The 24,622-nt window shown below is 74.2% G+C and carries 14 protein-coding genes; 11 read left to right on the plus strand and 3 right to left on the minus strand.

The annotated features are described in order from the left end of the window. Nucleotides 1-378: 378 nt before the first annotated feature. The 10 genes from ACSMXO_RS18645 (at nucleotide 379) to ACSMXO_RS18690 (ending at nucleotide 13,168) form a co-directional block, all read left to right on the plus strand. Nucleotides 379-2,040, plus strand: a complete 1,662-nt coding sequence (locus tag ACSMXO_RS18645) for a carbamoyltransferase family protein (protein WP_455418735.1) — start codon at nucleotides 379-381, stop codon at nucleotides 2,038-2,040. Next, a complete protein-coding gene (locus ACSMXO_RS18650) occupies nucleotides 2,037-3,062 on the plus strand; it encodes a glycosyltransferase family 2 protein (RefSeq protein ID WP_455418736.1) in 1,026 nt (341 codons plus the stop codon). Before ACSMXO_RS18645 ends, ACSMXO_RS18650 begins: the two co-directional genes overlap by 4 nt. Further along, nucleotides 3,059-4,825, plus strand: a complete 1,767-nt coding sequence (locus ACSMXO_RS18655; RefSeq protein WP_455418737.1) for an HAD-IIIA family hydrolase — start codon at nucleotides 3,059-3,061, stop codon at nucleotides 4,823-4,825. Before ACSMXO_RS18650 ends, ACSMXO_RS18655 begins: the two co-directional genes overlap by 4 nt. Beyond that, nucleotides 4,822-5,793: a glycosyltransferase gene (locus ACSMXO_RS18660; protein ID WP_455418738.1), complete on the plus strand. Its 972-nt coding sequence runs from the start codon at nucleotides 4,822-4,824 to the stop codon at nucleotides 5,791-5,793. Before ACSMXO_RS18655 ends, ACSMXO_RS18660 begins: the two co-directional genes overlap by 4 nt. Next, nucleotides 5,778-6,995, plus strand: a complete 1,218-nt coding sequence (locus ACSMXO_RS18665; RefSeq protein WP_455418739.1) for a glycosyltransferase — start codon at nucleotides 5,778-5,780, stop codon at nucleotides 6,993-6,995. Before ACSMXO_RS18660 ends, ACSMXO_RS18665 begins: the two co-directional genes overlap by 16 nt. After that, complete coding sequence (locus ACSMXO_RS18670; RefSeq protein WP_455418740.1) at nucleotides 6,992-7,702, plus strand: D-sedoheptulose-7-phosphate isomerase; 711 nt, start codon at nucleotides 6,992-6,994, stop codon at nucleotides 7,700-7,702. The genes ACSMXO_RS18665 and ACSMXO_RS18670 overlap by 4 nt, the downstream gene beginning before the upstream one ends. Nucleotides 7,703-7,778: 76 nt before the next feature. Then, a complete protein-coding gene (locus ACSMXO_RS18675; protein WP_455418741.1) occupies nucleotides 7,779-9,248 on the plus strand; it encodes a PfkB family carbohydrate kinase in 1,470 nt (489 codons plus the stop codon). Then, nucleotides 9,245-9,937: an SDR family oxidoreductase gene (locus ACSMXO_RS18680; protein ID WP_455418742.1), complete on the plus strand. Its 693-nt coding sequence runs from the start codon at nucleotides 9,245-9,247 to the stop codon at nucleotides 9,935-9,937. Before ACSMXO_RS18675 ends, ACSMXO_RS18680 begins: the two co-directional genes overlap by 4 nt. After that, the gene (locus ACSMXO_RS18685; protein WP_455418743.1) at nucleotides 9,934-10,968 is read left to right on the plus strand and encodes a glycosyltransferase family 9 protein; all 1,035 of its coding nucleotides are present in this window, start codon (nucleotides 9,934-9,936) and stop codon (nucleotides 10,966-10,968) included. Before ACSMXO_RS18680 ends, ACSMXO_RS18685 begins: the two co-directional genes overlap by 4 nt. A gap of 370 nt (nucleotides 10,969-11,338) precedes the next feature. Beyond that, on the plus strand, nucleotides 11,339-13,168 hold the full coding sequence (locus tag ACSMXO_RS18690) for an AMP-dependent synthetase/ligase (protein ID WP_455418744.1): 1,830 nt from the start codon (nucleotides 11,339-11,341) through the stop codon (nucleotides 13,166-13,168). 135 nt (nucleotides 13,169-13,303) lie between these two features. Here ACSMXO_RS18690 and ACSMXO_RS18695 read toward each other — a convergent pair whose 3' ends face one another. Together ACSMXO_RS18695 and ACSMXO_RS18700 are read right to left on the minus strand one after the other, a co-directional pair. Next, nucleotides 13,304-15,958 carry a wax ester/triacylglycerol synthase domain-containing protein gene (locus tag ACSMXO_RS18695; RefSeq protein ID WP_455418745.1) on the minus strand — a complete coding sequence of 885 codons (2,655 nt, stop codon included), beginning with the start codon at nucleotides 15,956-15,958 and terminating at the stop codon, nucleotides 13,304-13,306. A 104-nt stretch (nucleotides 15,959-16,062) separates the two neighbouring features. After that, nucleotides 16,063-17,667: an esterase/lipase family protein gene (locus tag ACSMXO_RS18700; protein WP_455418746.1), complete on the minus strand. Its 1,605-nt coding sequence runs from the start codon at nucleotides 17,665-17,667 to the stop codon at nucleotides 16,063-16,065. A 283-nt stretch (nucleotides 17,668-17,950) separates the two neighbouring features. Between ACSMXO_RS18700 and ACSMXO_RS18705 the strand changes: the two genes are divergently transcribed. Next, complete coding sequence (locus tag ACSMXO_RS18705) at nucleotides 17,951-18,943, plus strand: DMT family transporter (RefSeq protein WP_346263224.1); 993 nt, start codon at nucleotides 17,951-17,953, stop codon at nucleotides 18,941-18,943. Between the two features lie 73 nt (nucleotides 18,944-19,016). Here ACSMXO_RS18705 and ACSMXO_RS18710 read toward each other — a convergent pair whose 3' ends face one another. Continuing rightward, nucleotides 19,017-24,530 (minus strand): ATP-binding protein, encoded by a 5,514-nt coding sequence (locus tag ACSMXO_RS18710; RefSeq protein WP_455418747.1) that lies wholly within the window; start codon nucleotides 24,528-24,530, stop codon nucleotides 19,017-19,019. Between the last annotated feature and the right edge of the window lie 92 nt (nucleotides 24,531-24,622).

Below are 24,622 nucleotides of genomic sequence, written 5' to 3' on the forward strand. Positions count from 1 at the left end.
ATCCCTCGCCCGCCAGCGGGGCGTTGCAGCGTGGCGCGGCCCGCCGGGACGAGTGGGTGGCTGGCCGTAGGTGATGAGCCAGCGTGGGAGGAACTCTGCATGAGGGTGCGCCCAGATCCCGCCCAGATCCCGCCCACAGTCCGCCGCCAGATCCGCCGGCAGGGTGCGTCGGTGGGGACCCTCCGCCTCGGGGAGCCGTGCACGGGCCGGCCGGACTGGATGCGCGGAGGTGGTCGCGACGGCTCGGGCACCAGGTTGGGTACGGGCATCGTCCCGGTCCACCGACGGGGATGAATCGGGATTGACGGATGATACGTACTCATAGGAAGTTGCTGATCTTCGGTGTCAGGCGGAGCCGGGCCGGGTAGGAGCGCCGCTATGCGCGTACTCGGGATCAACGCGATCTTCCATGACCCGGCGGCCGCACTGGTCGTGGACGGCACGGTGCGGGCCGCCGCCGAGGAGGAGCGGTTCAGCCGGCGCAAGCACGGAAAGCGACCGGTGCCCTTCTCCGCGTGGGAACTCCCGGAACTCTCCGCCGCCTGGTGCCTGCGGCAGGCCGGCCTCGACCCGGCCAGCCTGGACGCGGTGGCGTACTCGTTCGACCCCGGCCTGTGCCGGGACGCGGCCGAGCTCGGTCTGGCGGACCCGTGGGACTGGCTGCGGGTCGAGTACGCCACACGAGCGCCGCAGTTCCTCGCCGAGGTGCTGCCCGGCCTCGACCCGGAGATCGTGCGGTTCGTGCCGCACCACGTCGCGCACGCGGCCTCGGCCGGCCTGGCCGCGCCCCCGGACCCGGCCGGCCCGACCAGCGCGGCGGTACTCGTGCTCGACGGGCGGGGCGAGACCGCCAGCCACCTCGGCGGGGTGTATCGGGAGGACCGGCTGCGGCAGCTCGCCGCCCAGCAGTTGCCGCACTCGTTGGGCCTGCTCTACGAGGACCTCACCCGGCACCTCGGCTTCCTGCACTCCAGCGACGAATACAAGGTGATGGCCCTCGCCTCGTACGGCCAGCCCCGCCACCTCGGGCTGTTGCGCGACATGGTCCGCGCCACCGACGACGGCGGCTTCACCGTCGAGCGGATCGACTGGGCCTCGCTCGCCAAGGCACGCGCCGCCGACGGGGAGATGACCGGCGAACACGCCGACCTGGCGGCCAGCGTGCAGGCCCGGCTGGAGGAGGTGATCCTCGACCTGGCCCGCTGGCTGTACGAGGCGGCCGACGGTCCGGCCACCCTGACCATGGCCGGCGGGGTCGCGCTGAACTGCGTGGCCAACGCCCGCATCGCCGCCGAGGGGCCCTACCAGCGGGTGTGGGTGCAGCCGGCGGCCGGTGACGCGGGGACCGCACTCGGCGCGGCGCTGCACCTGGCCAGCGTGCTCGGCGACACCACCACCCCGATGCCCGGCGTCGACCTCGGCCGGGGCTGGACCGACGAGGAACTGGAGGCCGAGCTGCGCCGCGCGGCGCTGCCGTACCGGCGACCGGACTCGATCGCCGCCGAGGCGGCCCGGGTACTGGCCGGCAACGGCGTCGTCGCCTGGTTCCAGGGGGGCAGCGAGTACGGGCCGCGGGCCCTCGGGCACCGTTCGCTGCTGGCCCACCCCGGCGACCCGGACACCACCCGCCGGATGAACGACGTCAAGGGTCGCGAGCAGTTCCGCCCGATCGCCCCGATGGTCCGCGCCGAACGGGCCGCCGAGATCTTCTCCGGCGTGCTACCCAGCCCGTACATGCTCTTCGTACACCGGGTCGCACCGGCGTGGCGGGACCGGATCCCGGCGGTGGTGCACGTCGACGGCACCGCCCGGGTGCAGACCGTCGACCCGGAGACCGAACCGCTGGTGGCGCAGATGCTGGCCGAGTTCGAGCGGCTCACCGGCCTGCCCGTGGTGGTCAACACCTCGCTCAACACCGCCGGCCGGCCGATGGTCGACACCCCGCGCGAGGCGATGGAACTGTTCGGCTCCGCACCGGTCGACCTGCTCGCCATCGGCCCGTACGCCGTGCACCGCGGCGACCTCGGAGCACAGCGGTGATCAGCGTCGTCGTGCCGACCCTCGGCCGGGACAGCCTGACCGACCTGCTCGCCACCCTCGCCCAGCAGGTGCACGACCGGCCGGAACTCGAGATTCTCCTGGTCGACGACCGGCCCGCCGGCGGTGCCGAGCTGGCCGTACCGGGGGCCCTCGCGCCGTACACCAAGGTGCTGCGTGGACGCGGTGCCGGCCCGGCGTCGGCCCGCAACCTCGGCTGGCAGGCGGCCCGGCATCCCTGGGTGGCGTTCCTGGACGACGACGTGCTGCCGGCACCGGACTGGCTGGACCGGCTCCGGGCCGACCTCGCCGTGCCGGACCGGGTCGGCGGGGTGCAGGGTGTCGTACGCGTGCCGCTGCCGTCCGATCGCCCGCCGACCGACTGGGAACGGGTGACCGCGGGCCTCGCCGACGGCGAATGGATCACCGCGGACATGGCCTACCGGCGAGCCGCGCTGGCCGCCGTCGGCGGCTTCGACGAACGGTTCCCCCGGGCCTACCGGGAGGACGCGGAGCTGGCCCACCGGGTGCGGCTGGCGGGCTGGCGGCTGCTCCGGGGTACCCGGACGGTCGTCCACCCGGTGCGGCCGGAGAGCCGCTGGATCAGCCTGCGCGCCCAGCGGGGCAACGCCGACGACGCCCTGCTGCGCCGGCTCTACGGTCCGACCTGGCGTACCGACCTGGGCGTGCCGGCGGGACGACGCCACCAGCACGTGACGCTCACCGGCGCTGCGGTGCTGACCGCCGTCGCCCTGGCCGGCGCGGTGGCCACCCGCCGGTCCCGGGCCGGCCGCCCGTTCGCCGCCACCGCGGCCCTGGCCGGTGCGGCCTGGCTGTCCGGTACCGCCCGGTTCGGGTATGCGCGGATCGCGCCGGGGCCGGGTACCCGCTCGGAGGTCACCACGATGCTGGTGACCAGCGCCGTCATTCCGCCGCTCGCCGTCGCCCACTGGGTGCGGGGCTGGTGGCGCAACCGGAACGAGACGCCGCGCCCGGTCCGGCGGTACCCGGGGGAGCTGCGATGACCGGGCGGGAAAGCCGGCCACGTCCCCTGTTCGACGCCGTCCTGCTCGACCGGGACGGAACCCTGATCGAGGACGTGCCCTACAACGGGGACCCGGAGAAGGTACGTCCGATGCCCGGCGCCCGGGAGGCGCTGGCCCGGCTGCGCGCCGCCGGGCTGCGACTCGGCGTGGTCACCAACCAGTCCGGGCTGGCCCGTGGCCTGTTCACCGCCGCCGAGATGGCCGCGGTCAACGCCCGGGTCGAGGAACTGCTGGGCCCGTTCGACACCTGGCAGATCTGCCCGCACGGCGACGGTGACGGCTGCCGGTGCCGCAAACCCGCACCGGGGCTCGTCGAGGCTGCCGCCCGGGCGCTCGGCACCGATCCGCGCCGCTGCGCGGTGATCGGCGACATCGGCCGGGACATGACCGCCGCCACCGCGGCCGGCGCCACCGGCATCCTGGTACCCACGCCGGTGACCCGCCCCGAGGAGGTCGTGGCCGCCTCGGCGGTCGCCGCCGACCTCGCCGACGCGGTCGACCAACTGCTTCGCCGCCAGACACTGAACCTGCCGGGAAGAGGTTCACCAGTGCGCGCCGAACCGGCCACCGGCCGGCTGCATCTGGGAGCAGGACACCGCGCCGGCCGTACAGCCGAATCCGCGTCGACGGCCGCGCGGCGGGCCGGCGGGCGACCCGGCACGGTGCTGGTGGCGCGCAGCGACTCGGCCGGGGATGTCCTGGTCACCGGGCCGGCGATCCGGGCGGTCGCCGCCGGGGCGGACCGGGTCGTCCTGCTCTGCGGGCCCCGGGGCCGGGCCGCCGCGCGGCTGCTGCCCGGCGTCGACGAGCTGATCGAGTGGCCACTGCCCTGGATCGACCCGGCACCCGCCCCGGTGCGGCCGGAAGCGATGCGCGAGCTGACCGCCCGGCTCGCCGCCGTCGACGCGGACCAGGCGCTGATCTTCACCTCGTTCCACCAGTCCGCCCTGCCCTTGGCCCTGCTGCTGCGGATGGCCGGGGTACCCCTGGTCGGCGCGATCGGTGACGACTATCCGGGCAGCCTGCTGGACCTGCGCCACCGGGTGCCGGCCGGGGTGCCCGAGCCGGAGCGGGCGCTGTCGCTGGCCGCCGCCGCCGGCTTCGAGCTGCCGGCCGGCGACGAGCCCACGCTGCGGCTGCGGGCCGACGCGCTGCCCGCGCGACCGCCCGTGGACGTCCGGACCGGCGACGTGGTCGTGCACCCCGGTGCGTCGGTGCCGGCCCGGGCCTGCCCGCCGGGGCGGTGCGCCGACATCGTCGCCGCGCTCACCCGTGCCGGTCACCGGGTGCTGGTCACCGGCGGCCCGGGCGAGCGGGACCTGACCGCGCAGGTGGCGGCGGCCGGCGGCGGCATCGACCTCGGCGGCCGTACCTCGCTGAGCGAACTGGCCGCGATCCTGACCCGCGCGGCCTGCGTCGTGGTCGGCAACACGGGCCCGGCGCACCTGGCCGCGGCGGTCGGCACACCGGTGGTCAGCCTGTTCGCACCCACCGTCCCCTTCGAGCAGTGGGCACCCTACCGGGTACCGGTGGTACGCCTCGGCGATGCCGGCGCGGGCTGCCGGGACAGCCGCGCCAGCGTCTGCCCGCTGCCCGGTCACCCCTGTCTGGCCGGTGTTGACGCGGCCGAGGTGGTGGCCGCCGTCGACCTGCTGGTCACCCGGCCACTGCCCCCGGCACCGCCGGCCGGGTCCGGACACCCGGCCGGGTTCCACGGCACGACACCAGGAGGAGCACGGTGAACATCCTGCTGTGGCACGTGCACGGCTCGTGGACCACCGCGTTCGTCCAGGGCAAGCACCGCTACCTGGTCCCGGTCACGCCGGATCGGGGGCCGTACGGCCTCGGCCGGGCCCGGACGTACGACTGGCCGGAAACGGTGCACGAGATCGCTCCGGAGCGGCTCGCCGCCGAGCCGGTCGACCTGGTGATCGCGCAGCGGCCGGAGGAACTGGAGCTGGCCGAGAAGTGGCTGGGCCGGCGCCCCGGCCGGGACCTGCCGGCGATCTACGTCGAACACAACACCCCGAAGGGCGACGTACCGAACACCCGGCACCCGATGGCCGACCGCGACGACCTGCGCGTCGCCCACGTCACCCACTTCAACGCCCTGTTCTGGGACACCGGCGCCACCCGCACCACCGTCGTCGAGCACGGCATCGTCCCACCACGGGTCCGGTACGACGGCAGCCTCGACCGGCTGGCGGTGGTGACCAACGAACCGGTCCGTCGCTGGCGGGTCACCGGCACCGACCTGTTTCCACACTTCGCCACGGTCGCCCCGCTGGACGTCTTCGGCATGGGCGTCGACGGGCTTCCCGAGGCGATCGGCCTGCCCGGCGACCGCCTCGGCACCTACGACCTGCCCCAGGCACGGTTGCACGAGCAGCTCGCTCGACGGCGGGCCTACCTGCACCTGTGCCGCTGGACATCGCTCGGGCTCAGCCTCCTGGAGGCGATGACGATCGGCATGCCGGTCGTCGTGCTGGCCACCACGGAGGCGGTCGCCGCCGTACCGCCCGAGGCGGGCGTCCTCGCCAGCAACCTCGACACCCTGCGGGACGCCGCCGCGTGGTTGATCGCCGATCCGACCGCCGCGCGGGCGATGGGTGAGCGTGCCCGGCAGGCCGCCACCACCCGCTACGGTCTCGACCGGTTCGTCGCGGACTGGGACCGACTGCTTCAGGAGGAGCAATGCGCATCGCGATGATCTCCGAACACGCCAGTCCGCTCGCCGAACTCGGCGGCCCGGACGCCGGCGGACAGAACACCCATGTGGCCGAACTCGCCGCCGCCCTGGCCGACCAGGGACATGACGTGCACGTCTACACCCGGCGAGACCAGCCGCACCAGAGCCCGGTGGTGCCGATGCGGGACGGGGTCAGCGTGCTGCACGTGCCGGCCGGCCCACCCGAGCCGGTGCCAAAGGACGAGCTGCTGCCGTACATGACCGACTTCGGCCGGTGGCTCACCCGGCACTGGCAGGACGGACTGTGGCGCCCGGACGTGGCCCACGCGCACTTCTGGATGAGCGGCCTCGCCACGCTCGCCGCCGCCCGGCAGACCGGGGTGCCGGTGGTGCAGACCTACCACGCCCTCGGCACCGTCAAGCGCCGCCACCAGGGCCTGGCCGACACCAGCCCGCCGCAGCGGATCAGGTACGAGCGGATGCTCGGCCGGGCGGTCGACCGGGTCATCGCGCAGTGCCGCGACGAGCTGGCCGAACTGATCCGGATGGGCGTGCCGCAGTCCACCATCACCGTCGTCCCCTCCGGGGTCAACCTGCGCATCTTCACCCGGGACGGTCCCGCCGCCGGCCGCGACCCGGGCCGGCCCCGGCTGCTGGGCGTCGGCCGGCTGGTCGAACGCAAGGGCTTCCAGGACGTCCTCCGGGCCCTGCGGATGGTGCCCGAGGCCGAGTACGTGCTGATCGGTGGCCCCCCGGCGGCGCGGCTCGCCGGGGACGGGTTCGCCAACCGGCTACGCGCGCTGGCCGAGTCGGAGGGGGTCGCCGACCGGGTACACCTGGTCGGGTCGGTACCCCGCGACGAGATGCCGCGGTGGTACCGGTCGGCCGACCTCCTCGTCACCACACCCTGGTACGAACCGTTCGGGTTGACTCCGCTGGAGGCGATGGCCTGCGGGGTACCGGTACTCGGCACCGCCGTCGGCGGCCTGGTCGACACGGTCGTGCCCGGTCTCACCGGCGACCTCGTACCGCCCCGTGACCCGGAGACGTTGGGAGCGGTGTTGCGGCATCTCCTCGCCGACCCGCAGCGGCGGCACCGCTACGGTCTCGCCGCCGTCGACCGGATCCGTACCGGCTATTCGTGGAGCCGGACCGCGGCCCGGCTCGGTGCCGTCTACACCGCCGTGTGCGGCACCCCCCAGACCAGCGGGGCGGTGGCGTGATGTCCGAGCAACTGCTGCTCGACGCGCACCTGACCCAGCTGTCCCGAGCCATGCCGGGCTACCGGGACGCCGCCCGGCGCCTCGGCCGGTGGGGCGCCCATCTCGCCCGGATCCTGTCCGACGGCGGCCGTCTGCTCGCCGCAGGCAACGGCGGCAGCGCCGCCGAGGCCCAGCACCTCACCGCCGAGCTGGTCGGCAAGCTCCGCGACGACCGCGTACCGCTCTCCGCGATCGCGCTGACCGCCGAGACCTCCTCGCTGACCGCGATCGGCAACGACTACGGCTTCGCCGAGGTGTTCGCCCGGCAGGTACGGGCACACGGTCGCCCCGGCGACGTGCTGTTGCTGATGTCGACCAGCGGTCGCAGTGAGAACCTGCTCGCGGCGGCCCACGCCGGCCGGTACGCCGGGCTGACCTGCTGGGCGTTCACCGGACCGGCGCCCAACCCGCTGGCCGACGCCTGCACCGAGGCCCTGGCGGTGCCGTCCCCCGAACCACAGGTGGTGCAGGAACTGCACCTGGTCTCCACCCACCTGCTCTGCTCGTACGTCGACCAGGCCATGCCCCGACTGCGGCCCGCCGGCCCGGGCCGGCCACCCGGCGCCCGGGACGGCTCGGCGCCACCGCCCAGACCGCACAACGGGCGCGGACCGTCCACCCCCCGACGGCTGCTCAGCGTGCTCTCCGGCGAGGAGGCGCGTTCATGAGTGAACGGAGCGAGCGAATCAGTCAGCTCAGTGCCGGTGTGCCTCATGACGGCGCGGAGCGAAGCGGAGTGCTGGTATGAGTAGGCCGCTTGTCGTGGTCGGGGACACCCTGCTGGACCGGGACGTCGACGGCCGGGTCGACCGGCTCTGCCCGGACGCCCCGGTGCCGGTCCTGGACGAGGAAACCGCCACCTACCGGCCGGGCGGTGCCGGACTCGCCGCCCTGCTCGCCGCCGCCGACGGGCGGGACGTCGCGCTGATCACCGCGCTGGCCGACGACCCGGCCGCGGCTCGACTGACCGGGCTGCTCACGGGCGCCGGCGTGCGGCTCTACCCGCTGCCGCTGTCCGGCGCCACTCCGGAGAAGATCCGGCTGCGGGCCGGCGGCCGGACCCTGCTCCGGCTGGACCGGGGCGGTGCCGCCCCACCGCCGGGCGAACCGCCGGCCGCCGCGCTGGAGGTCCTGGCCGAGGCGGGAGCCATCCTGGTCAGCGACTACGGACGCGGCGTGGCCGGACTGTCGGCGATGCGCCAGGCGCTCGCCGGGAGCACCGGGCCGGTGGTCTGGGACCCGCATCCGCGCGGACCGGCGGCCGTTCCGGGTTGCCGTCTCGTGACGCCGAACGAGGGGGAGCTGTTCCGGCTCACCGGTGACGCGGTCACCGGGCCGCGCCTGTCCGGGCTGGCCCGGGCGGCCCGGGTGCTGCGGGACCGATGGCGCGCCGCCGCGGTCGCGGTCACGATGGGCGGGGACGGCAGCCTGCTCTGCCACAACGGCGGGGCCCCGCTGGTCGTACCGGGGCCGGTGAGCGCGGCCGGCGACACCTGCGGCGCCGGTGACCGGTTCGCCGTCGCCGCCGTCGCCGCGCTGGCCGACGGGGCGCTGCTGTCGGAAGCGGTGCAGGAGGCGGTCCGGCTCGCCTCGACCTATGTCGCGGAAGGCGGCGCAGCCACGCTATCCGGCGCGGCCGCCGGAGGCGGGCCGGGCGCCGCCGCCACGGGTGACCGCGATCGTCCAGCCGGCACAGCCGGAGCCGACGGCGGCGGGCGGGAGGCCGCCTCCGCCGTCCTGACGCGGGTACGCGCGAACGGCGGGACGGTGGTCGCCACCGGCGGTTGTTTCGACCTCCTGCACGCCGGTCACCTGGCCACCCTGCAGGCCGCCCGACGGCTCGGCGACTGTCTCGTCGTCTGCCTCAACTCCGACCGCAGCGTCGCCGAGCTGAAGGGGCCCGGGCGGCCACTCACCCCGCAGGCCGATCGGGCCCGGCTGCTGGCCGCGCTGGACTGCGTCGACGCCGTCGTGGTCTTCGACGAGTCGACACCGCACGCGGTGCTCTCCTGGCTCCGTCCGGACATCTGGGTCAAGGGCGGCGACTACGCCCGTGGCGCCGACCCCGACCACCCCGACCTGCCCGAAGCCGAGCAGGTACGGCGCTGGGGCGGGCAGACCGTGCTCGTTCCCTACCTCGACGGGCGCTCCACCTCCGGCACCATCGCCGCCGTCCGGGCCGGCGGCCGTCAACTCGCGGAAGGACGACGATGAACAAGCTGAGCGGCAAGGCGATCCTGGTCACCGGCGGCGCCAGCGGACTCGGCGCCGCCGTGGTGACCGCGGTGCAGAAGGCGGGCGGGCGGCCGTACGTGCTGGACCGGCAGGCACCGGCCGACGAGGTGCCCTGGATCCAGTGCGACCTCGCCGACACCCGCGCCGCCGAGCGGGCCACCCGGCAACTCGCCGAGCAGGCCGGCGGGCTCGACGGCGTGGTCACCGCGGCCGGCACCGACACGCCCGGGCGGCTGGCCGACGTACCCGCCGAGATCTGGGAACGGGTCGTCACGGTCGACCTGTTCGCCACCGCCGCGGTCGTCCGTGCCGCGCTGCCCGCGCTGGAACGCTCGCACGGCACGGTCGTCACCGTCGCCTCCACCCTCGGCGTCAAGGCGGTCAGCGACGCCACCGCCTACTGCGCCGCGAAGTTCGGCGTCGTCGGCTTCACCCGCGCACTCGCCGCCGAACTGGCCGGCACGGTCGGCGTCACCCTGCTCATCCCGGGCGGCATGCGCACCGCGTTCTTCGACGGCCGCGACGAGCAGTACCGCCCCGGCGCGGACGCGATACTCAACGATCCCGGCCACGTCGCCGACGCGGTACTCTTCGCGCTCTCCCAACCGCCGGGCTGCGCCGTACGGGAGCTGGTGGTCTGCGCCGACCGGGAGAGCTCGTACCCGTGATCCTCGCGCTGCGCGCCCTCGGCATCGGCGACCTCGCCACCGCCGTACCGGCCCTTCGGGCGCTGCGGGCCGCCGTCGGCGGAGACCGGTTGGCGTTGGCCGCACCGCGCTGGCTCGCGCCCCTGGTCGACCTGATCGGCGGCATCGACGAGCAGATCGACGTCGACGGGCTGGGGCCGTACCGGTGGCCGCCGCTGGCGCCGGGATGGGCGGTGAACCTGCACGGGCGCGGCCCGCAGTCGCACCGGTTGCTGCGCACCGCCCAGCCCCGGCACCTGATCGCGTACGCCTGCGCCGAGGCCGGACACCACGTCGGCCCGGTGTGGCGACCCGACGAGCACGAGGTGCACCGCTGGTGCCGCCTGCTCGACTGGTACGGCATCGCCACCGACCCGGATGAGCTGGCGCTGCACCGGCCGACGCCGGGCGATCTCCCGGTCGGGGTCAGCATCGTGCACCCCGGTGCGAAGGCTGCCGGGCGGCGCTGGCCGGCCGACCGGTTCGCCGCCGTGGCTCGGGAACTGGCGCGGCGGGGACACCGGGTCGTGGTTACCGGCGCACCCGGCGAGCGTGGCCTCGCCGAGGAGGTCGCCGCCCGGGCCGGACTGCCCGGTTCCGCCGTGCTGGCCGGGCGCACCGACGTCGGTGAGCTGGCCGCGCTGGTCGCGTACGGCCGGCTGGTGGTCGCCGGTGACACCGGCATCGGCCACCTCGCCACCGGCTACGGCACCCCGTCGGTCCTGCTCTTCGGCCCGGTGCCGCCGGCGCTGTGGGGACCGCCGGTCGACCGGCCCTGGCACCGTGCCCTCTGGGCCGGCCCGGCGGTGGGGTGGCGGCATCCGCCCGCCGTGCCCGCTGCCCGGCGGCCGGATCCCGGCGCGTCGGGGCGACCGGAACCTGTGCACCAGTGGGGGAGACGACCGGCGGAGGCCGGGCCGCATCCGGCATTGGCGGCACTTGGCGTGCCGGATGTCCTGGCGGCGGTGGAGGAGGTCGAGCGGGCGGGACGCGGGGCGGTCACCGCGCGCTGACGGACCGGGTCGGCCGGCTCGCCGGCGGCGGACCGTGGGCCGGGCCATCGGTGGCGGACCCGTGGCATGCTTTCGCGTTCACTGGCTGCCGCGCGAGCGGCCCGCCTCCGTCGCGGTCCGGCGGCCCGCCTCCGTCGCGGTCCGGCGGCCCGCCTCCGTCGCGGTCCGGCGGCCCGCCTCCGTCGCGGTCCGGCGGTCGGGCCGGCGACGTGGGCGCCATCGGCGTGGGTCGATGCGGTCGGCTGGCCCGCGCTCCGGCCCGGTTTCGGAGTTCGCCGCCGTGGCGGCCTGTCGGTGCGACATCATGGCCGAAGCGGACCTTGGTTGCGGTGCGGGGCAGGGGCGGCGAGGGTGATTGCGAGGTGGCCGGGTGCGGGACGTGACGGCGGCGCCGCCGCTCACCGGTTTCGAACCGTCGGGCCTGGCCGAGGTCGTGTGGGACAACGCCCGGCAGGATCCGGAGGCTGTGCAGTTCGTGCGCCCGGATCCGGATCCTCGCTCGTGGCCGGCGCAGGGGCCCGGCAGCGACGGGGCCGTGTCGGTGTCCTGCCGGCAGTTCCGCGATGACGTGCAGGGGCTCGCGCGGGGGCTCATCGCGGCGGGGGTCGGGCCCGGCGATCGGGTCGCGTTGATGAGCCGTACCCGCTATGAGTGGACGCTGGTCGACTACGCGCTGTGGTCGATCGGGGCGGTCACGGTCCCGGTGTACGAGACTTCCAGTCCGGAGCAGCTCGGATGGATGCTGTCCGATTCCGGCGCGGTGGGATGCGTCGTGGAGACTGCCGAGCACGCCGCGATGCTCGCCGACCTCCGCGGAGACCTGCCGGCGTTGCGGCAGGCCTGGCGGATCGACTCCGGTGACCTGATCGAGCTGGTCGCGCGTGGCCGCGCCGTCGACGACGCGCAGCTGGAAACGCGTCGTCGGGCGGTCACCGCCGCAGATGTGGCGACGATCGTCTACACCAGCGGTACGACCGGACGGCCCAAGGGATGTGTGCTGACGCACCGCAACATCTCCTGCGACGTGGCCGGCGCGACCGCGGTGCTGTCGCAGTTGCTGCATCCGGGCGCGGCGACGGTGCTGTTCCTGCCGCTCGCCCACGCGTTCCCCCGGCTGATCCAGGTCGGCATGGTGCGTACCCGGGCCACCTTGGTACACAGCGCCGACACCGCCGGAGTGCTCGATCAACTGCGCCGGTATCGTCCGACGTTCATTCTCGCGGTGCCCCGGGTGTTCGAGAAGATGTACGCCCGGGCCCGGCAGACGGCCGACGACGCCCACCGCGGATGGTTGTTCAGCGCGGCAGACGCCGTTGCCGTCCGGCACAGCCGCGCGGTGCAGACCCAGCGCGGCCCGGGGCCGCTGCTGCGGCTGGCCCGCCTGGTGTTCGACGCCCTGGTGTACCGCAAGCTACGCGCCACCCTCGGTGGGCGTTGCCGGATGGCGATCGTCGGCGGTGCCCCGCTCGGCGAGCGGTTGGGCCACTTCTACCGGGGCGCCGGCGTGACGGTGCTGGAGGGGTACGGATTGACCGAGACGTCGCCCGCGCTGACGGTGAACCTACCGTCGGCGATCCGGATCGGCACCGTGGGGCGCCCGCTCCCCGGCGTGGAGATCCGCATCGCCGACGACGGCGAGGTTCTCGCCCGCGGCGAGGTGGTCTTCGCCGGCTACTGGAACAACGCCGATGCGACCCGCGACACCTTCAGCGACGGCTGGCTGCGTACCGGCGATCTGGGCAGTATTGATGACGATCGCTACCTGAGTATCACCGGACGCAAGAAGGAAATCCTCGTCACCGCCGCCGGGAAGAACCTCGCCCCGGAGCCGGTCGAAGAGAAGATCCGGCAACACCCTCTCGTCAGCCAGTGCATGCTCCTCGGCGACGATCGTCCCTACGTCGCCGCACTCGTCACCATCGACCCGCAGGCATGGCCGCGTTGGCGCGCCACACACGGCCGCCCCGACAGATCCGTCGCCGACATGCGTGACGACCCGAAACTCCGGCGCGAGATCCAGGCTGCGGTCGACCGGGCCAACGAGACAGTTTCGCGGGCGGAACAGGTGAAGACCTTCCGCATCCTGCCCCGGGAGTTCACCGAAGCCGACGGCGAACTCACCCCCACCCTGAAGATCAAACGCGAAGTGGTGGAGGACCGCTACGCGGCAGATGTCGAGGCGCTGTACCGGGGTCACTGACCCCGTCGGGCAGCCCGGCATCTGTTACCGCGCGACCTCGGCGAGCATGCCCGGCCCTGCGGCACCGGCTCGGACGGGCCCGCCGTCCCCTCGCCCTCGACCGGGTGCACGCGACGAGCAGACAGGCGCCGGACTTCATCCCCCGCCGCCGGGCGCCGGGTCGTCGTGGTTGCGCACCATCGCGGCGAAGGCGGCGTGCAGCGCGGCCACGAACTCGCTCGCGGTGTGGGCCAGTGTCTCGTCGAGCAGAATGCCCACGTTCGTCGTGTCGCCCCAGCGCAGCACACCGACGCCGATCGGCACGCCGTCGGCCAGTGCGACGACCGGGGTGACGGCGCGTACGGGCGCGCCGGCCAGCCGCTGCGGACACGGCGAGCGCTCGCTCAGGTAGGAGACGATGACATTGAGGAAGCGGCGGCTGTAGACCCGGCGGGCCAGGGCGCCGTGGACCGGTGCCGGCAGTGCACCCATGGCCCGCATGACGAGCGTGGCGGCGATCGGCTGTCCGCTCGCCACACTGCTCCGCAACCGGTCGCTTACCTCGGCCAGACGCCGCAGCGGTGGCAGCGGCCCGACCGGCAGGTCGAGGGCGATCGCCCCGGTCCAGTTTCCGTGGGTCCGCGAGCGGTTCCGCGGATCCATGGAGACCGCGAACATGGCTCGCAGGCCGGTCGGGGCCGCCGTCGGGCGGTAGGTGTTCCCGAGCGCGTCGGCCAGCAGCGCGCACACCAGCTCGCTGACGTGCGCGCCGTTTGCCCGCGCCGTTCGACGCAGTTCCTCGCTGGGCAGGGTGGTCGCGACAAAGACCCGACCCGGAGTGCGGAGCGGACGGTTGACGGGCGTACGGGGAGCCCGCCCGGCCACGGCCAGTCGCGCCAGTCCGCGCATCGCGCCGAGAGTACGCCGGCTGCCCGTCCTGGCCGCCCCGAACAGTGCCGACCCGGGGTGCCGGATCCGGGGCCGGCGACTCGGCCCGGGGGGTTCGCCGTGGACGTCCGCCCCGGGGGCCGGATCGAACAGGCGCTGCACCGTACCGATCACGGACAGGCCGTCACCGAGGCTGTGGTGCAGCTTTACCGCGAGCCGGGTACGGCCGCCGGGCAAGCCGGTGACCAGGAGCATCTGCCACAACGGTCGGTGCATCGGGAGCGGCTGCGACCAGAAGAGGTCGATCGCCGAGTCGGCGGCGCTCTCCCCGGAGCCGGCCGGCAGGTGGTGCTCGTCCACGTGGTCCGCCGGATCGACGCAGGGGTCGACGACCCAGCCGGGCCGCCGCCACCGGCCGCGCTCCGACAGCCGGCGGCGCAATGTGGTGATCGCGGGCAGCCTCTGGGCCAGCAGGTCGATGATCTCGTCGCGTTCGACGGGACGACCGTCCGGCAACGGGTCGAGTTCGATTACCGCGCCGATCTGTTGCGCGACCGTCGGGGACTGGACGTGCAGGAAGAAGGCGTCCTGGGCGCGAAGCGGCCAGCTTGGCGGCCGTCGGGGTCGGCGCCGCCGCGAGTCCGCGGTCCCGGGGCCGAGCCCGGCGGCCGGTGACGTCCGCACGGCCGGTACCGGGGTCGAGGAGGGCGCGGGCGGTGCCGGGGTCGACGGCGGCGGGGTCGAGGCAGCCAGGGCGAGTAGGCCGAACTCGGCCAGGCAACCCCCACCGTCGAGCCCTTGCTGCGGGCGGGGCGAGGACGCGCGTTGCGCCGCCAGCCGAACCCGCCGCAGCAGGTCGGGCAGGTCCTCGGAGGTCTCGGTCAGCCCGCAGGCCGTCATCAGCGCGGCATTCGCGGCACCGTGTGCGGCGATGGGACGGTACATCAGCATCGGGGTACCGGTCGCCCACGCCTCCAGCGCGGTCGCGCCGCCGGCGTTGGTCACCAACAGGTCGGCGGCGCGCAACAGGGCAGGCATGTCGTCGACCCAGCCGAGCACCATGAGCCGGTCTGCCGGTGCCCCCAGCCGGCTGAGCCGGTCGACGAGCTGCCGGTTGTGCCCGCACACCACGACCACCTGCACCGGGCCGGCGAGCGTGGCCAGGCCCCGGACCGCCTCCTCCACCGCTCCGAAGCCGAAGGAGCCGCAGGCGACCACGACGACGTACCGGGAGGCGTCCAGCCCGAACCGGTGCCGGGCGGCGGCCTGGTCACCGGGGCGGAAGCGTTTCAGTACCGGCGGTGGGCAGACGGCGATCGGTGCCCCGGGTGCGGCGGCGTCCGCCAGCGGTACCGCCTGCGGGTGGACCACCAGGTTCAGGTCGAGCTGCGGATAGACCCAGAACGGGTGCGGGGCGAAATCCGACACCCAGGCCCCGATGGGTACCCCGAGCCCGCGGTGGCGACGCAGCCAGGCCAGCCCAGCACTGCCCAGCGGGTACGTGGAGATGACGAGGTCGGGGTCGAAGGACTCGATCCGGGGACCGAGCCGGCGCCCCGCCCAGGCCCCGGTGAACGCCTTCGACGCCCGAGCCAGCCAGGGGTACCGCCACAGCGAGCGGAAGAAGAACTCGTACAGCCAGGGGGTCAGCTCCACGTTGGTGACGTAGACGCGGCGGAAGGCCGCCCCCACGCCGGGCCCCATCACGTCGAGGGTGTCCAGCCACCGCACCGTGCTGCCCGGCCACAACTCCAGAATCCGCTCCTGTAGCGCCCGGCCGGTCGCGTCGTGGCCACCGCCGATGTCGGCCGAGACCACCAGTACCCGACGCGGGGTCATTCCCGGGACGGGCGGGGTCGACGGCGGGTCCGGCAGCCGACGGCTGACCACGCCACGGAGTGCGCTGCCACCTCCATCAGTCATGCCGTCTCCTCGTTGAGCGGCCCCGGGCCGACCGCCCCCGATCCGGGTCAGCGGTGCGGATCGCCCTGGGCGCGGCGGGACTTCCGTCGTCCATGCTCAGATTGTCATGACGGGGACGGACCGGTCTGCCAGACCTGGTTGAGCGAGAAAGCCAGGCTCGGCGCCTGCCAGGCGGCACCGGCGGCGCGCAGCGCCCGGTACCCGCCGTCCCCGCCCGGATCGGGTGAGCGGCCGTCGAGAAACGCGATCAGGAGCCGCTGCGTCCTCGCCCTGCCGTAGTCCATGGCGTGGCGCTCGGGAACGATGACGACCGGGATCCGCGGGTCGGGGCCTGGCGGGTTCGTGATGGCGTCGACCAGGGGCAGGAACGCGATCATCCGTACGTCGGCCACCGGCTGGAGCATCCGGTCCCGGTACCGCGGCGCCTCGTCCAGCAGTGACCGGGCGAAGGGGTTGTCGCTGCCGAGGTCCGAGCCGCCGGTCGTGGCGACCACCCCGAAGATGATCCGCAACTGCCACCCGGTCGCGATGCCCCACCCGGCCGGTGCCCGGGCCGGCGGATAGTAGACGCGGGCGGGCTGCGGAAGTGGGCTCAGCAGGGCGACGGCGTCGACGTCGGGGTGCGGGTCGTCGTCCAGGTAGGCGCGCACCACCAGGGTCCCCTCGCTGTGCGCGAGCAGCGCCACCGGCCGGTCGGTCCGCCGCCGTACCTCGATCACCTGGGCGGCGAGGAGTTTCGCGCTGCGGGTGAGCGGCTGGTGCGTGTCGGCGGGGGAGTAGGGCAACGGCTGGCCCTGCCGGTCGAGCCCGGCATAGGAGAACCTGCGTACCGGCAGCGATGCCCGGCCCGCCGGGTCGGGGAGGTGTCCGGTCGAGCCGTCGTAGCGGGAGTCGTACCCGCCGACGTACAGCAGCGCCTGCTCCGGCGCGACGTCACCGTCCCGCTGCACCAACGGCGGTGGCGGCCGGGCCGCGGCACGGGAGCCCGACCGGGCCAGCAGCCCGCTGCCGGCGAGGGCGAGCAGTAGCAGCACCACGGCGGCCGGTACCGTCGGCAGCCGCGGCAGGCGCGATCGGCCCAGCACCGCGCTTCTGACCAGCGCCTGCCACAGCGGTGCGTTGACCGCGCCCGCGGCGGCGGCCAACGGCACCGCCGCCCAACCGGGGGCGAGGCCGACGGCCAGGGCCCCGACGGTGAGCGCCCCGAACGTGGCCGCCGCCCAGAGCACCGCCCCCGGCGGCGGCAGCCCACGCCACCACGCTCCCGTCATCGGCCCCCGTTGCAGCAGCAGGGCCAGGACGAGCAGCGCGAGCACCGCACCGATCGAGAACCACGACAGCGCGGTGGCACCGGCGGCCACGGTGATCGACGTCCACGGCGCGAGCGCGAACGCGGTCACCGCGGTGACGGCCAGACCGGTACGGATCAGCCGGCGTACCGGTGGACGGGGTCGTTCCGGCGGCCACGCGACGATCACGATCGCGACCGTGAGCAGCGTCCGGACCACGATCGCGGCGAGCAGCGCGACGGCGAAGGTGAGCCACGAGTCGTGGTACACGAAAACCCAGCGCAGATCGTGGAAGACGCCGAACGGGTTGGCCGCGGCGGCCTGTGGGGCCATCCCGAGCGCGGACCGGTTCGCGGTCCAGCCGAGGAGCGCCGCCTCGACCGCGGCGGGACCAGCGGTCAGGGCGAGCAGGAGCGGCACCCGACTCCGTAACCCGCGCCGCCCGACGCCGCTCGCCTCGACCACTCGCTCACGTCCGTTCCACCCCACGCCTCCGCCCGGCGTGCCGGCTACCCGCGGCCGGGACGGGTAAACCCGGCGCCGGCCGTGCCGGTCGTGCGAAGGTTTGCCGGCGCTGCGACAGGGAACGCCCCGGGGCGGCCAGCCCGGCGCCGGCGGCTCCGGTTGGGTAGGCGTCGTCAGCCGGCCCGGACCATGGCGTGGACACCGGCCGAGGAGACGCGATGCCCGGACCTACCCGCCGGTGAACCAGGGCGCGCAGCTGGCGCTCGGTACGACGCTCGCGGTGGCCGCCGCCGCCGCGTTCGGCACGTCGTCGGTCCTCCAGTACCGGGCGAACCAGGGGGTACCGCAGGAGCGGGTGGCCCGACCGAAGCTGCTGTGGCGGCTGCTGCACCGGCGCAACTGGCGGTGGTCCGTCCTGCTGGCAGCGGCGGCCTTCGGCCTACAGGCGGCAGCACTCACCCTCGTTCCGTTGATCCTGGTGCAATCGGTCCTGGTGACCGGCCTGCTGTGGTATGTCCTCCTGCTCGCCGCAGTGGAACGCCACCGCCCGGACGGACCCATCGTGCTGGAGTCGCTCCTCTGCCTCGTCGGCCTCTCCGCGTTCCTGCTGATCGCCGCTCCTGCCGCGAACCGCGGCCGGGGCCTGGACTCGATCCAGGACGGGGCGTGGCTGGCGGCCGGTCTCGTCGGGGCCGTCGCCGGCTGCCTGCTGCTCGCCGCCCGACTGGGTCGCCGGTGGCGCCCACTTCCTCTGGCGGCCGCCGCCGGCACCTGCTACGGCGTCACGGCCGGTCTGATCAGCAGCCTCGCGCACACCTTCGACGACGGACCCGTCGCCGTGCTGGGGCACTGGCAGACGTACGGCATCGTGGTGCTCGGCCCGGTCGGCGTGCTGCTGAGCCAGAACGCGTACCAGGCGGGGCCCCTCGGCGCGCCGGCACTGGCGACGTTCACCGTCACGGATCCCCTGGTCTCCATGGCGGTCGGGCTGCTCTGGCTGGACGAGCGGATCCGGACCGGCGCCTGGAGCCTGCTCGGCGAGCTCGCCGCGCTCGGCGGACTCGTCGTAGGCGTCTTCCTGCTCGCCCGACGTGCCCCGCGGGCGAATGATCGCGCCGCGGCCGCGCGGGGGTCGCCGGAGGCCGTGGACGCCGGCCCGGGGGAGAGCCCGGGCGCACCGAACGGGGACGTCACCGGCGCCGGTGACCGGGAACGGCGGGCCGGAGAGTAGTCCTCCGTCGGACCGGACCAGCCGAGCGGGCCGCAGCCCCTCCGGGGGCTCTGCCTCGGCGTGGCCGCCGGTCTCACCCGGCTACCGCCGTCGCCGCGCTGTGCCCGGGGTGAGGGCCACCCCCGGCGGGACGGCTCAGGTGCGACTCGATGGCCTCGATGACGCGGGGACGGAGGTCGGCCGCGCGGATGACGGCATCGACGGAGCCGACCTCGACCGCGCGCTGGATGTTGTGCACGCGATCGAACTCTGCCGCCACCTCGCCGAGCTTCTCCGTCCGGACCGACGTGCGGAGCTCGTCGAGTTCCGCGGTCAACGCGGCGCGGTCGGCACCGGAGGCGGACGCGACCCGGGCCTCCAGGTCCCGTACCCGCGGGTCGGCGGCGGTGCGGGCGTCGACGTCGCCGGCGAACACCACGGCGGCGGCCGGAGCGCCGCCGAGCACCGAGGCGAACGAGCCTTCCAGGGCCAGCACGGTCATCTCGGGGTTCAGCGCCTTCGAGAAGACCACGAACGCGCCGCCGTGGTATCGCGAGATCACGCAGAACACGATCGGTCCGCGGAAGTTGACGATCGCCCGGCCGATCTCGGCGCCGTACTCCAGTTGCAGCTTCCGCATCGACTCGGGCGAGCCGTCGAAGCCGGAGAGGTTCGCCAGCACCACCAGCGGGCGGTTGCCGCTGGCCGCGTTGATCGCCCGCGCGGCCTTCTTCGAGGACGCCGGGAACAGCGTGCCCGCGGTGTAGGTGTCCGGGCCGTCGGTGGGCGGGAAGCCGCGCCGCGGCACGGTCCGGGACTCGATGCCGAGCAGGCACACCGGGATGCCACCGAGATGCACGTCCTGTACCACCGCGGTCTCCGCGTCCGCCATGCCCGCCCAGCGTTCCAGCACGGGGTGGTCCTGGTCGGCCAGCGCCCGCATCACGGTGCGGATGTCGAACGGCTTCTTGCGGTCCGGGTTGGCCGCCGCCGAGAAGATCTCGCCGACCGTGCCGAAGTCGCTGCCGGGTACGGCATGCGGGAAGTCGGAGATGTCGCGGTCGGTGGGGTCGGTGGTGGTCGCTCGGCGCGGCGCCGCCTCGCCCGGGGCGACGTAGGTGTGCTCGTAGTGCGACATCAGCACGTCCCGGGCGGCGGTGAGGTTCGGCGCCCAGTACTGCGCCTGTCCGTTCGGGCCCATCACCCGGTCGTAGCCGCCGATGCCGAAGTTGTCCTCGGCGGAGACACCGCCGGAGAAGTCGAGGGCCTGCTTGCCGGTGAGCACCATCGCCGAGTCCGGCGTCATCACCAGGATGCCCCTGGTGTGCATGAGCATCGTCGCCTCGGCGTTCCAGTACGGCTGCGCACCGACGTTGATGCCGGTGACGACGATGTTGATCTCACCGCCCTGCTGGGTGAACTCGACGATCCGCTTGAGCGCGGCCGCCACCCAGTCCATGTTCTCGGTGCCCGACGTCATGGAGATCCGGGCGCCGGAGGAGAGCGTGTACCACTCCAGCGGCACCCGCATCCGCTCGGCCAGGTCCAGCGCGGCGATCACGCGACGGCACTCCGGCTCCGACAGCGCACCCAGCGACTTGGTGGGGTCGCCGAGCAGCACGACCCGGGTGACGCCCTGCGGGTGCCGTGCGGTCGGCGTGCTGACCACGCCGGCGACGATCGCCGCGGCGTTGCGCCCCTTCGGCCGGTCGACCGGCACCAGCGTGTGGTCGCCGTCGAGGTCGTACTCGACGAAGTCGCCGAGCAGGCCGGTCAGCTCGTACGGGTACACCGTGTTGCGGCTGCTTGCCCGCAGCACCTTCAGCCGGTAGTCGTCGAGCGGTTCGACCGGCTCGACCGGCGGCTCCCCGACGGTCAGCTCGGCACCGCCGGTGACGTCGAAGGAGATCCGTACGGCGATCTTGGTCAGCTCGCCGGTCCGGCGGTCGCGCTGCCGCGCGATGAACAGGATCTCCTCCAGCCCGGCGCCCGCGGTCGTCGGGCGTACCCGCCCGGCGATCATCTCCATCTCCTCGCGGGTCAGGTCGCTCGGCGGCCAGACGTAGATCACGATCCGGTTGGTGTTGAAGCGGGTCTTCGACGGCCGCCGCGACTGTGCGCGGCGGATCGAGTCGAGGCAGGCCGCCACGGTGTCCTCGGTCGTCGGCAGCGCGACCAGCCGGCCGTCGTGCTCGCGCAGCTCGGTCAGGTCGCGGACCTGCGCGAACGCGACGAGACGCTGGTCGGACGGGTTCTCCCGGGCCACGCACTGGAAGAGGTAGACCTCCTCGTCCGACGACGGCAGTCGGGTCAGGTCGAACTTGTGCAGCCGCTCCAGCTGCATCCGCTGCGCGATGTACGGGTGCAGGCCGCGGATCAGCCGGTCTTCGGTCATCCCGCTACTCGACGGCCGGAACGTGAAGTGGTGGTGCATCACCGCCCCGCGCCGCCCCGCCACGGTGGTGGTGAGCCGGCGAACCTGTGGCGGCAGCGGGTGCGCGCCGATGACCTTGAGCAGTTCGGCGACCATCGCGTCGAAGTCCTCCGGCTGGTGCTCCCAGCCGAGGTAGAGGTCGGCGTCGACGGCGTCCCCGCCGGCCGCCAGTTCGGCGAGCCCGCGCAGGGCGCCACCGAGCGCGTCGAAGCGCACCGCGGTGGAGACCAGGCGCGAACCCGCGCGTTCGGCGACCACGAACGTACAGCCCGCGACCTCGCGGGTGTTGACGCCGGTGAGCCCCTTGTTGCCGTAGTAGCGCCGGGTCAGCACCTCCAGCATGACCGCGTGGTCGAGGTGGTCGCGGTGGAGCCGCCGGCCGAGCAGCCGTACCAGTGGCTCGGTGCTGCGTACCATCTCCGCGATCCGCTCGGCGCGGTCCGGCGCGTCCGGCTGCGCGTCCAGGTGCCGCAGGTGGGTGCGGACCCGGTCGTAGACCAGGGCGCGGTTGCGCCGCAGCAGCGGCTGGGCGAACCAGGCGAACACCACGCCGCGGGCGAGGTCGGCGACCACCGGGAAGCGGACCTGCGTCGCGGCCACCAGCCGCTCCAGCGCGAGACCGGCCGGCTCGCGCAGGGTCTCGTCCGGCGGCGGCTCCCGCAGCCACGCGCGCAGCAGCGTCGCGATCACGGTCGCGTCGGCGGACGCGCGCTGCTGGGCGAGGAAAATCCGGAACACGGCGGCTTCGAGTGCGGGGGAGCGCTCCAGTTCGGTGACACCGTAGTGTCCGAGCGCCCGGGCGAGCTTGGCCTGGAAACCACTCGGCAGTCCGGCCCGCTCGACGTCGAGGCTCTGCAGATAGGTGTGGAAGTACTCGCGGGCGCTGTGCACGTGGGCCTCGCCGCCGCCGTCCTCGCCCGAGGGTCGGTTTCGGCTCAGCTCGGTGAGGTTGGCGAACACGTCGATGAGGTCGAGCTCCTCGGCCAGCGGCCGGTGGCCCTGCTCGATGGCCGCCCGCCGGGTGGCGAGGTAGTCGTCGAGTACCCGGCGGTCGTCGTGCGGGTCGACGTCGAAGCCGAGCAGCAGGCCGCGCAGGTCCTCCTGGCCGCGCCGGGTGCGCTGACGCGCCGGAATCTGCTCGGGCGCGGTCGGCAGGTCCAGCTCGACGGTGGCGGCGGCCGGCGCGTCGTCGGCCCCGTCACCGAGCGGCTCCAGGCGCAGCAGCGGTGCGTCGGCCTGCACCTGGCTGCCCACGGAGACGGCGCATTCCTTCAGCCGCGCCTTGAACGGCGCGCGCAGCACCGTCTCCATCTTCATCGCTTCCAGCACCAGCACCGGTGCGCCCGCCTCGACCTCGGCACCGACCGGCAGCGGCGTGGCGACGACCAGCGCGGGCATCGGGGAGCGGACGACGCCGCCCTCGTCCCGGCTGACCCGGTGCGTCACGCCGTCCACCTCGACCAGGTGGGTCGGCCCGTGTGTCCCGGTGAGCAGGCGGTACCGGTTGCCGTTGACGACAATCTGTCCGCTGTGCCGGTCGAAGCGGTCGAGTTCCACGTCGGCGGTGTGCACGCCGCCGCCCGACTCGATGCCGACCCGGAACCGGTGCGGGCCGATCCGCGCCACGCGCAGGCGGTAGCCGACGCCGCGCAGCTTGAGGTCCAACGGTCGACCGCCGGAGTGCTGCACCTGCGGGCGCCCGCCGGACGCCGTCTCCAGCAGCCGCCGCCGCTCGGCGCGTTCCTCCTCCTCGTACGTCTCGATGGCGGCCGCCGCCAGCGCGACGGCGGAGTGCCGGTGCGCGACCAGCCTTCCCTCGCCCCGGACCCGGTCGATCCAGCCGGTGTCCGCGCTCGCGTCGATCACCTCGGGCTGGTCGAGCAGGTCGAGTACGAAGCTCTTGTTCGTCGCGCCGCCCTCGATGACCACCGTGGTCTCCGCCAGCGCCCGGCGCAGCCTGCCGAGCGCCTCGCCGCGGTCACGGCCGTAGGCGATGATCTTCGCGATCATGGAGTCGAAGTCGGCCGGGATGGTGTCACCCTCGCTGACGCCGGTGTCCACCCGGATGCCCGGCCCGGCGGGCAGGTCCAGCCGCACGATCCGGCCCGGCGAAGGCGCGAAGTCGCGATCCGGGTCCTCGGCGTTCAGCCGGGCCTCGATGGCGTGCCCGCGCTCCACCGGCGGCTCGCCCTCGAGCCGCCCGCCCGAGGCCACGTGCAGTTGCGCCTTGACCAGGTCGAACCCGGTGGTCGCCTCGGTGATCGGGTGCTCGACCTGGAGGCGGGTGTTGACCTCCAGGAACGCGAACAGGCGGTCACCAGGGTGATAGAGGAACTCGACGGTTGCCGCACCCCGGTAACCGACCGCCACGGCCAGCCGTTCGGCCGACGCCTTGAGCTCGGCGGCCTGCGCCGGGCTGAGTACCGGCGACGCCGACTCCTCGACGACCTTCTGGTTGCGCCGCTGCACCGAACAGTCGCGGACACCGAGCGCCCAGGCGGTGCCCTGACCGTCGGCGATCACCTGGACCTCCACGTGCCGGGCACCGGTGACCAGGCGCTCCAGGAACACGACGCCGCTGCCGAACGCCCGCGCCGCCTCCTGGCGGGTCCGCTCGAAGGCGTCGGAAAGCTCGGAATCGTCCCTGATCACCCGGATGCCGCGGCCACCGCCGCCCGCGGTCGCCTTCAGCATCAGCGGGTAGCCGATCTTGGCCGCCGCTTCCAGCGCGGCGTCCAGGGTCTCGACCGCGCCGCGGCTCCACGGCGCGACCGGCACGCCGACCTCTTCGGCGATCAGCTTCGCGCCGATCTTGTCGCCCAGTTGGCGCATGGCGTCCGGGTTCGGCCCGACGAAGGTGACTCCGAGCTTCTCGCACAACTCCGCGAACGCCGGGTCCTCGGCGACGAAGCCCCAACCGACCCACGCGGCGTCGGCCCCGGACCGCACGAGCGCCCGCTCCAGCGCCGCCATGTCGAGGTACGGACGCGCGGACGCGGGACCGAGGTAGTGGCCGAGATCCGCCTCCCGTACGAACGTGGCGGTGCGGTCGACGTCGGTGTAGAGGGCGACGGTCTCGATCCGCGTCCCGGTCTCCGCAGCCAGCTCTCGGACCGCGTGGATGAGCCGCATCGCGGCCTCTCCACGGTTGACGATGGCGATACGGCTGAACACCCGACCGACCCCTCTGGTAGACCCATCCGAACTCGCCGCGGGACGGCTGTCCCCGGCAGTGATCACCCTTCTGCCTGCGGACCGGCGGCGCC

The sequence above is a fragment of the Plantactinospora sp. DSM 117369 genome, from assembly GCF_053764795.1.

Bases quoted from the DNA above. Each gene is read 5' to 3' on its own strand.
- ACSMXO_RS18655 (WP_455418737.1), top strand. From the start codon at position 3,059: ATGACCGGGCGGGAAAGCCGGCCACGTCCCCTGTTCGACGCCGTCCTG.
- ACSMXO_RS18665 (WP_455418739.1), top strand. From the start codon at position 5,778: ATGCGCATCGCGATGATCTCCGAACACGCCAGTCCGCTCGCCGAACTC.
- ACSMXO_RS18680 (WP_455418742.1), top strand. From the start codon at position 9,245: ATGAACAAGCTGAGCGGCAAGGCGATCCTGGTCACCGGCGGCGCCAGC.
- ACSMXO_RS18645 (WP_455418735.1), top strand. From the start codon at position 379: ATGCGCGTACTCGGGATCAACGCGATCTTCCATGACCCGGCGGCCGCA.
- ACSMXO_RS18695 (WP_455418745.1), bottom strand. From the start codon at position 15,958: ATGACTGATGGAGGTGGCAGCGCACTCCGTGGCGTGGTCAGCCGTCGG.
- ACSMXO_RS18675 (WP_455418741.1), top strand. From the start codon at position 7,779: ATGAGTAGGCCGCTTGTCGTGGTCGGGGACACCCTGCTGGACCGGGAC.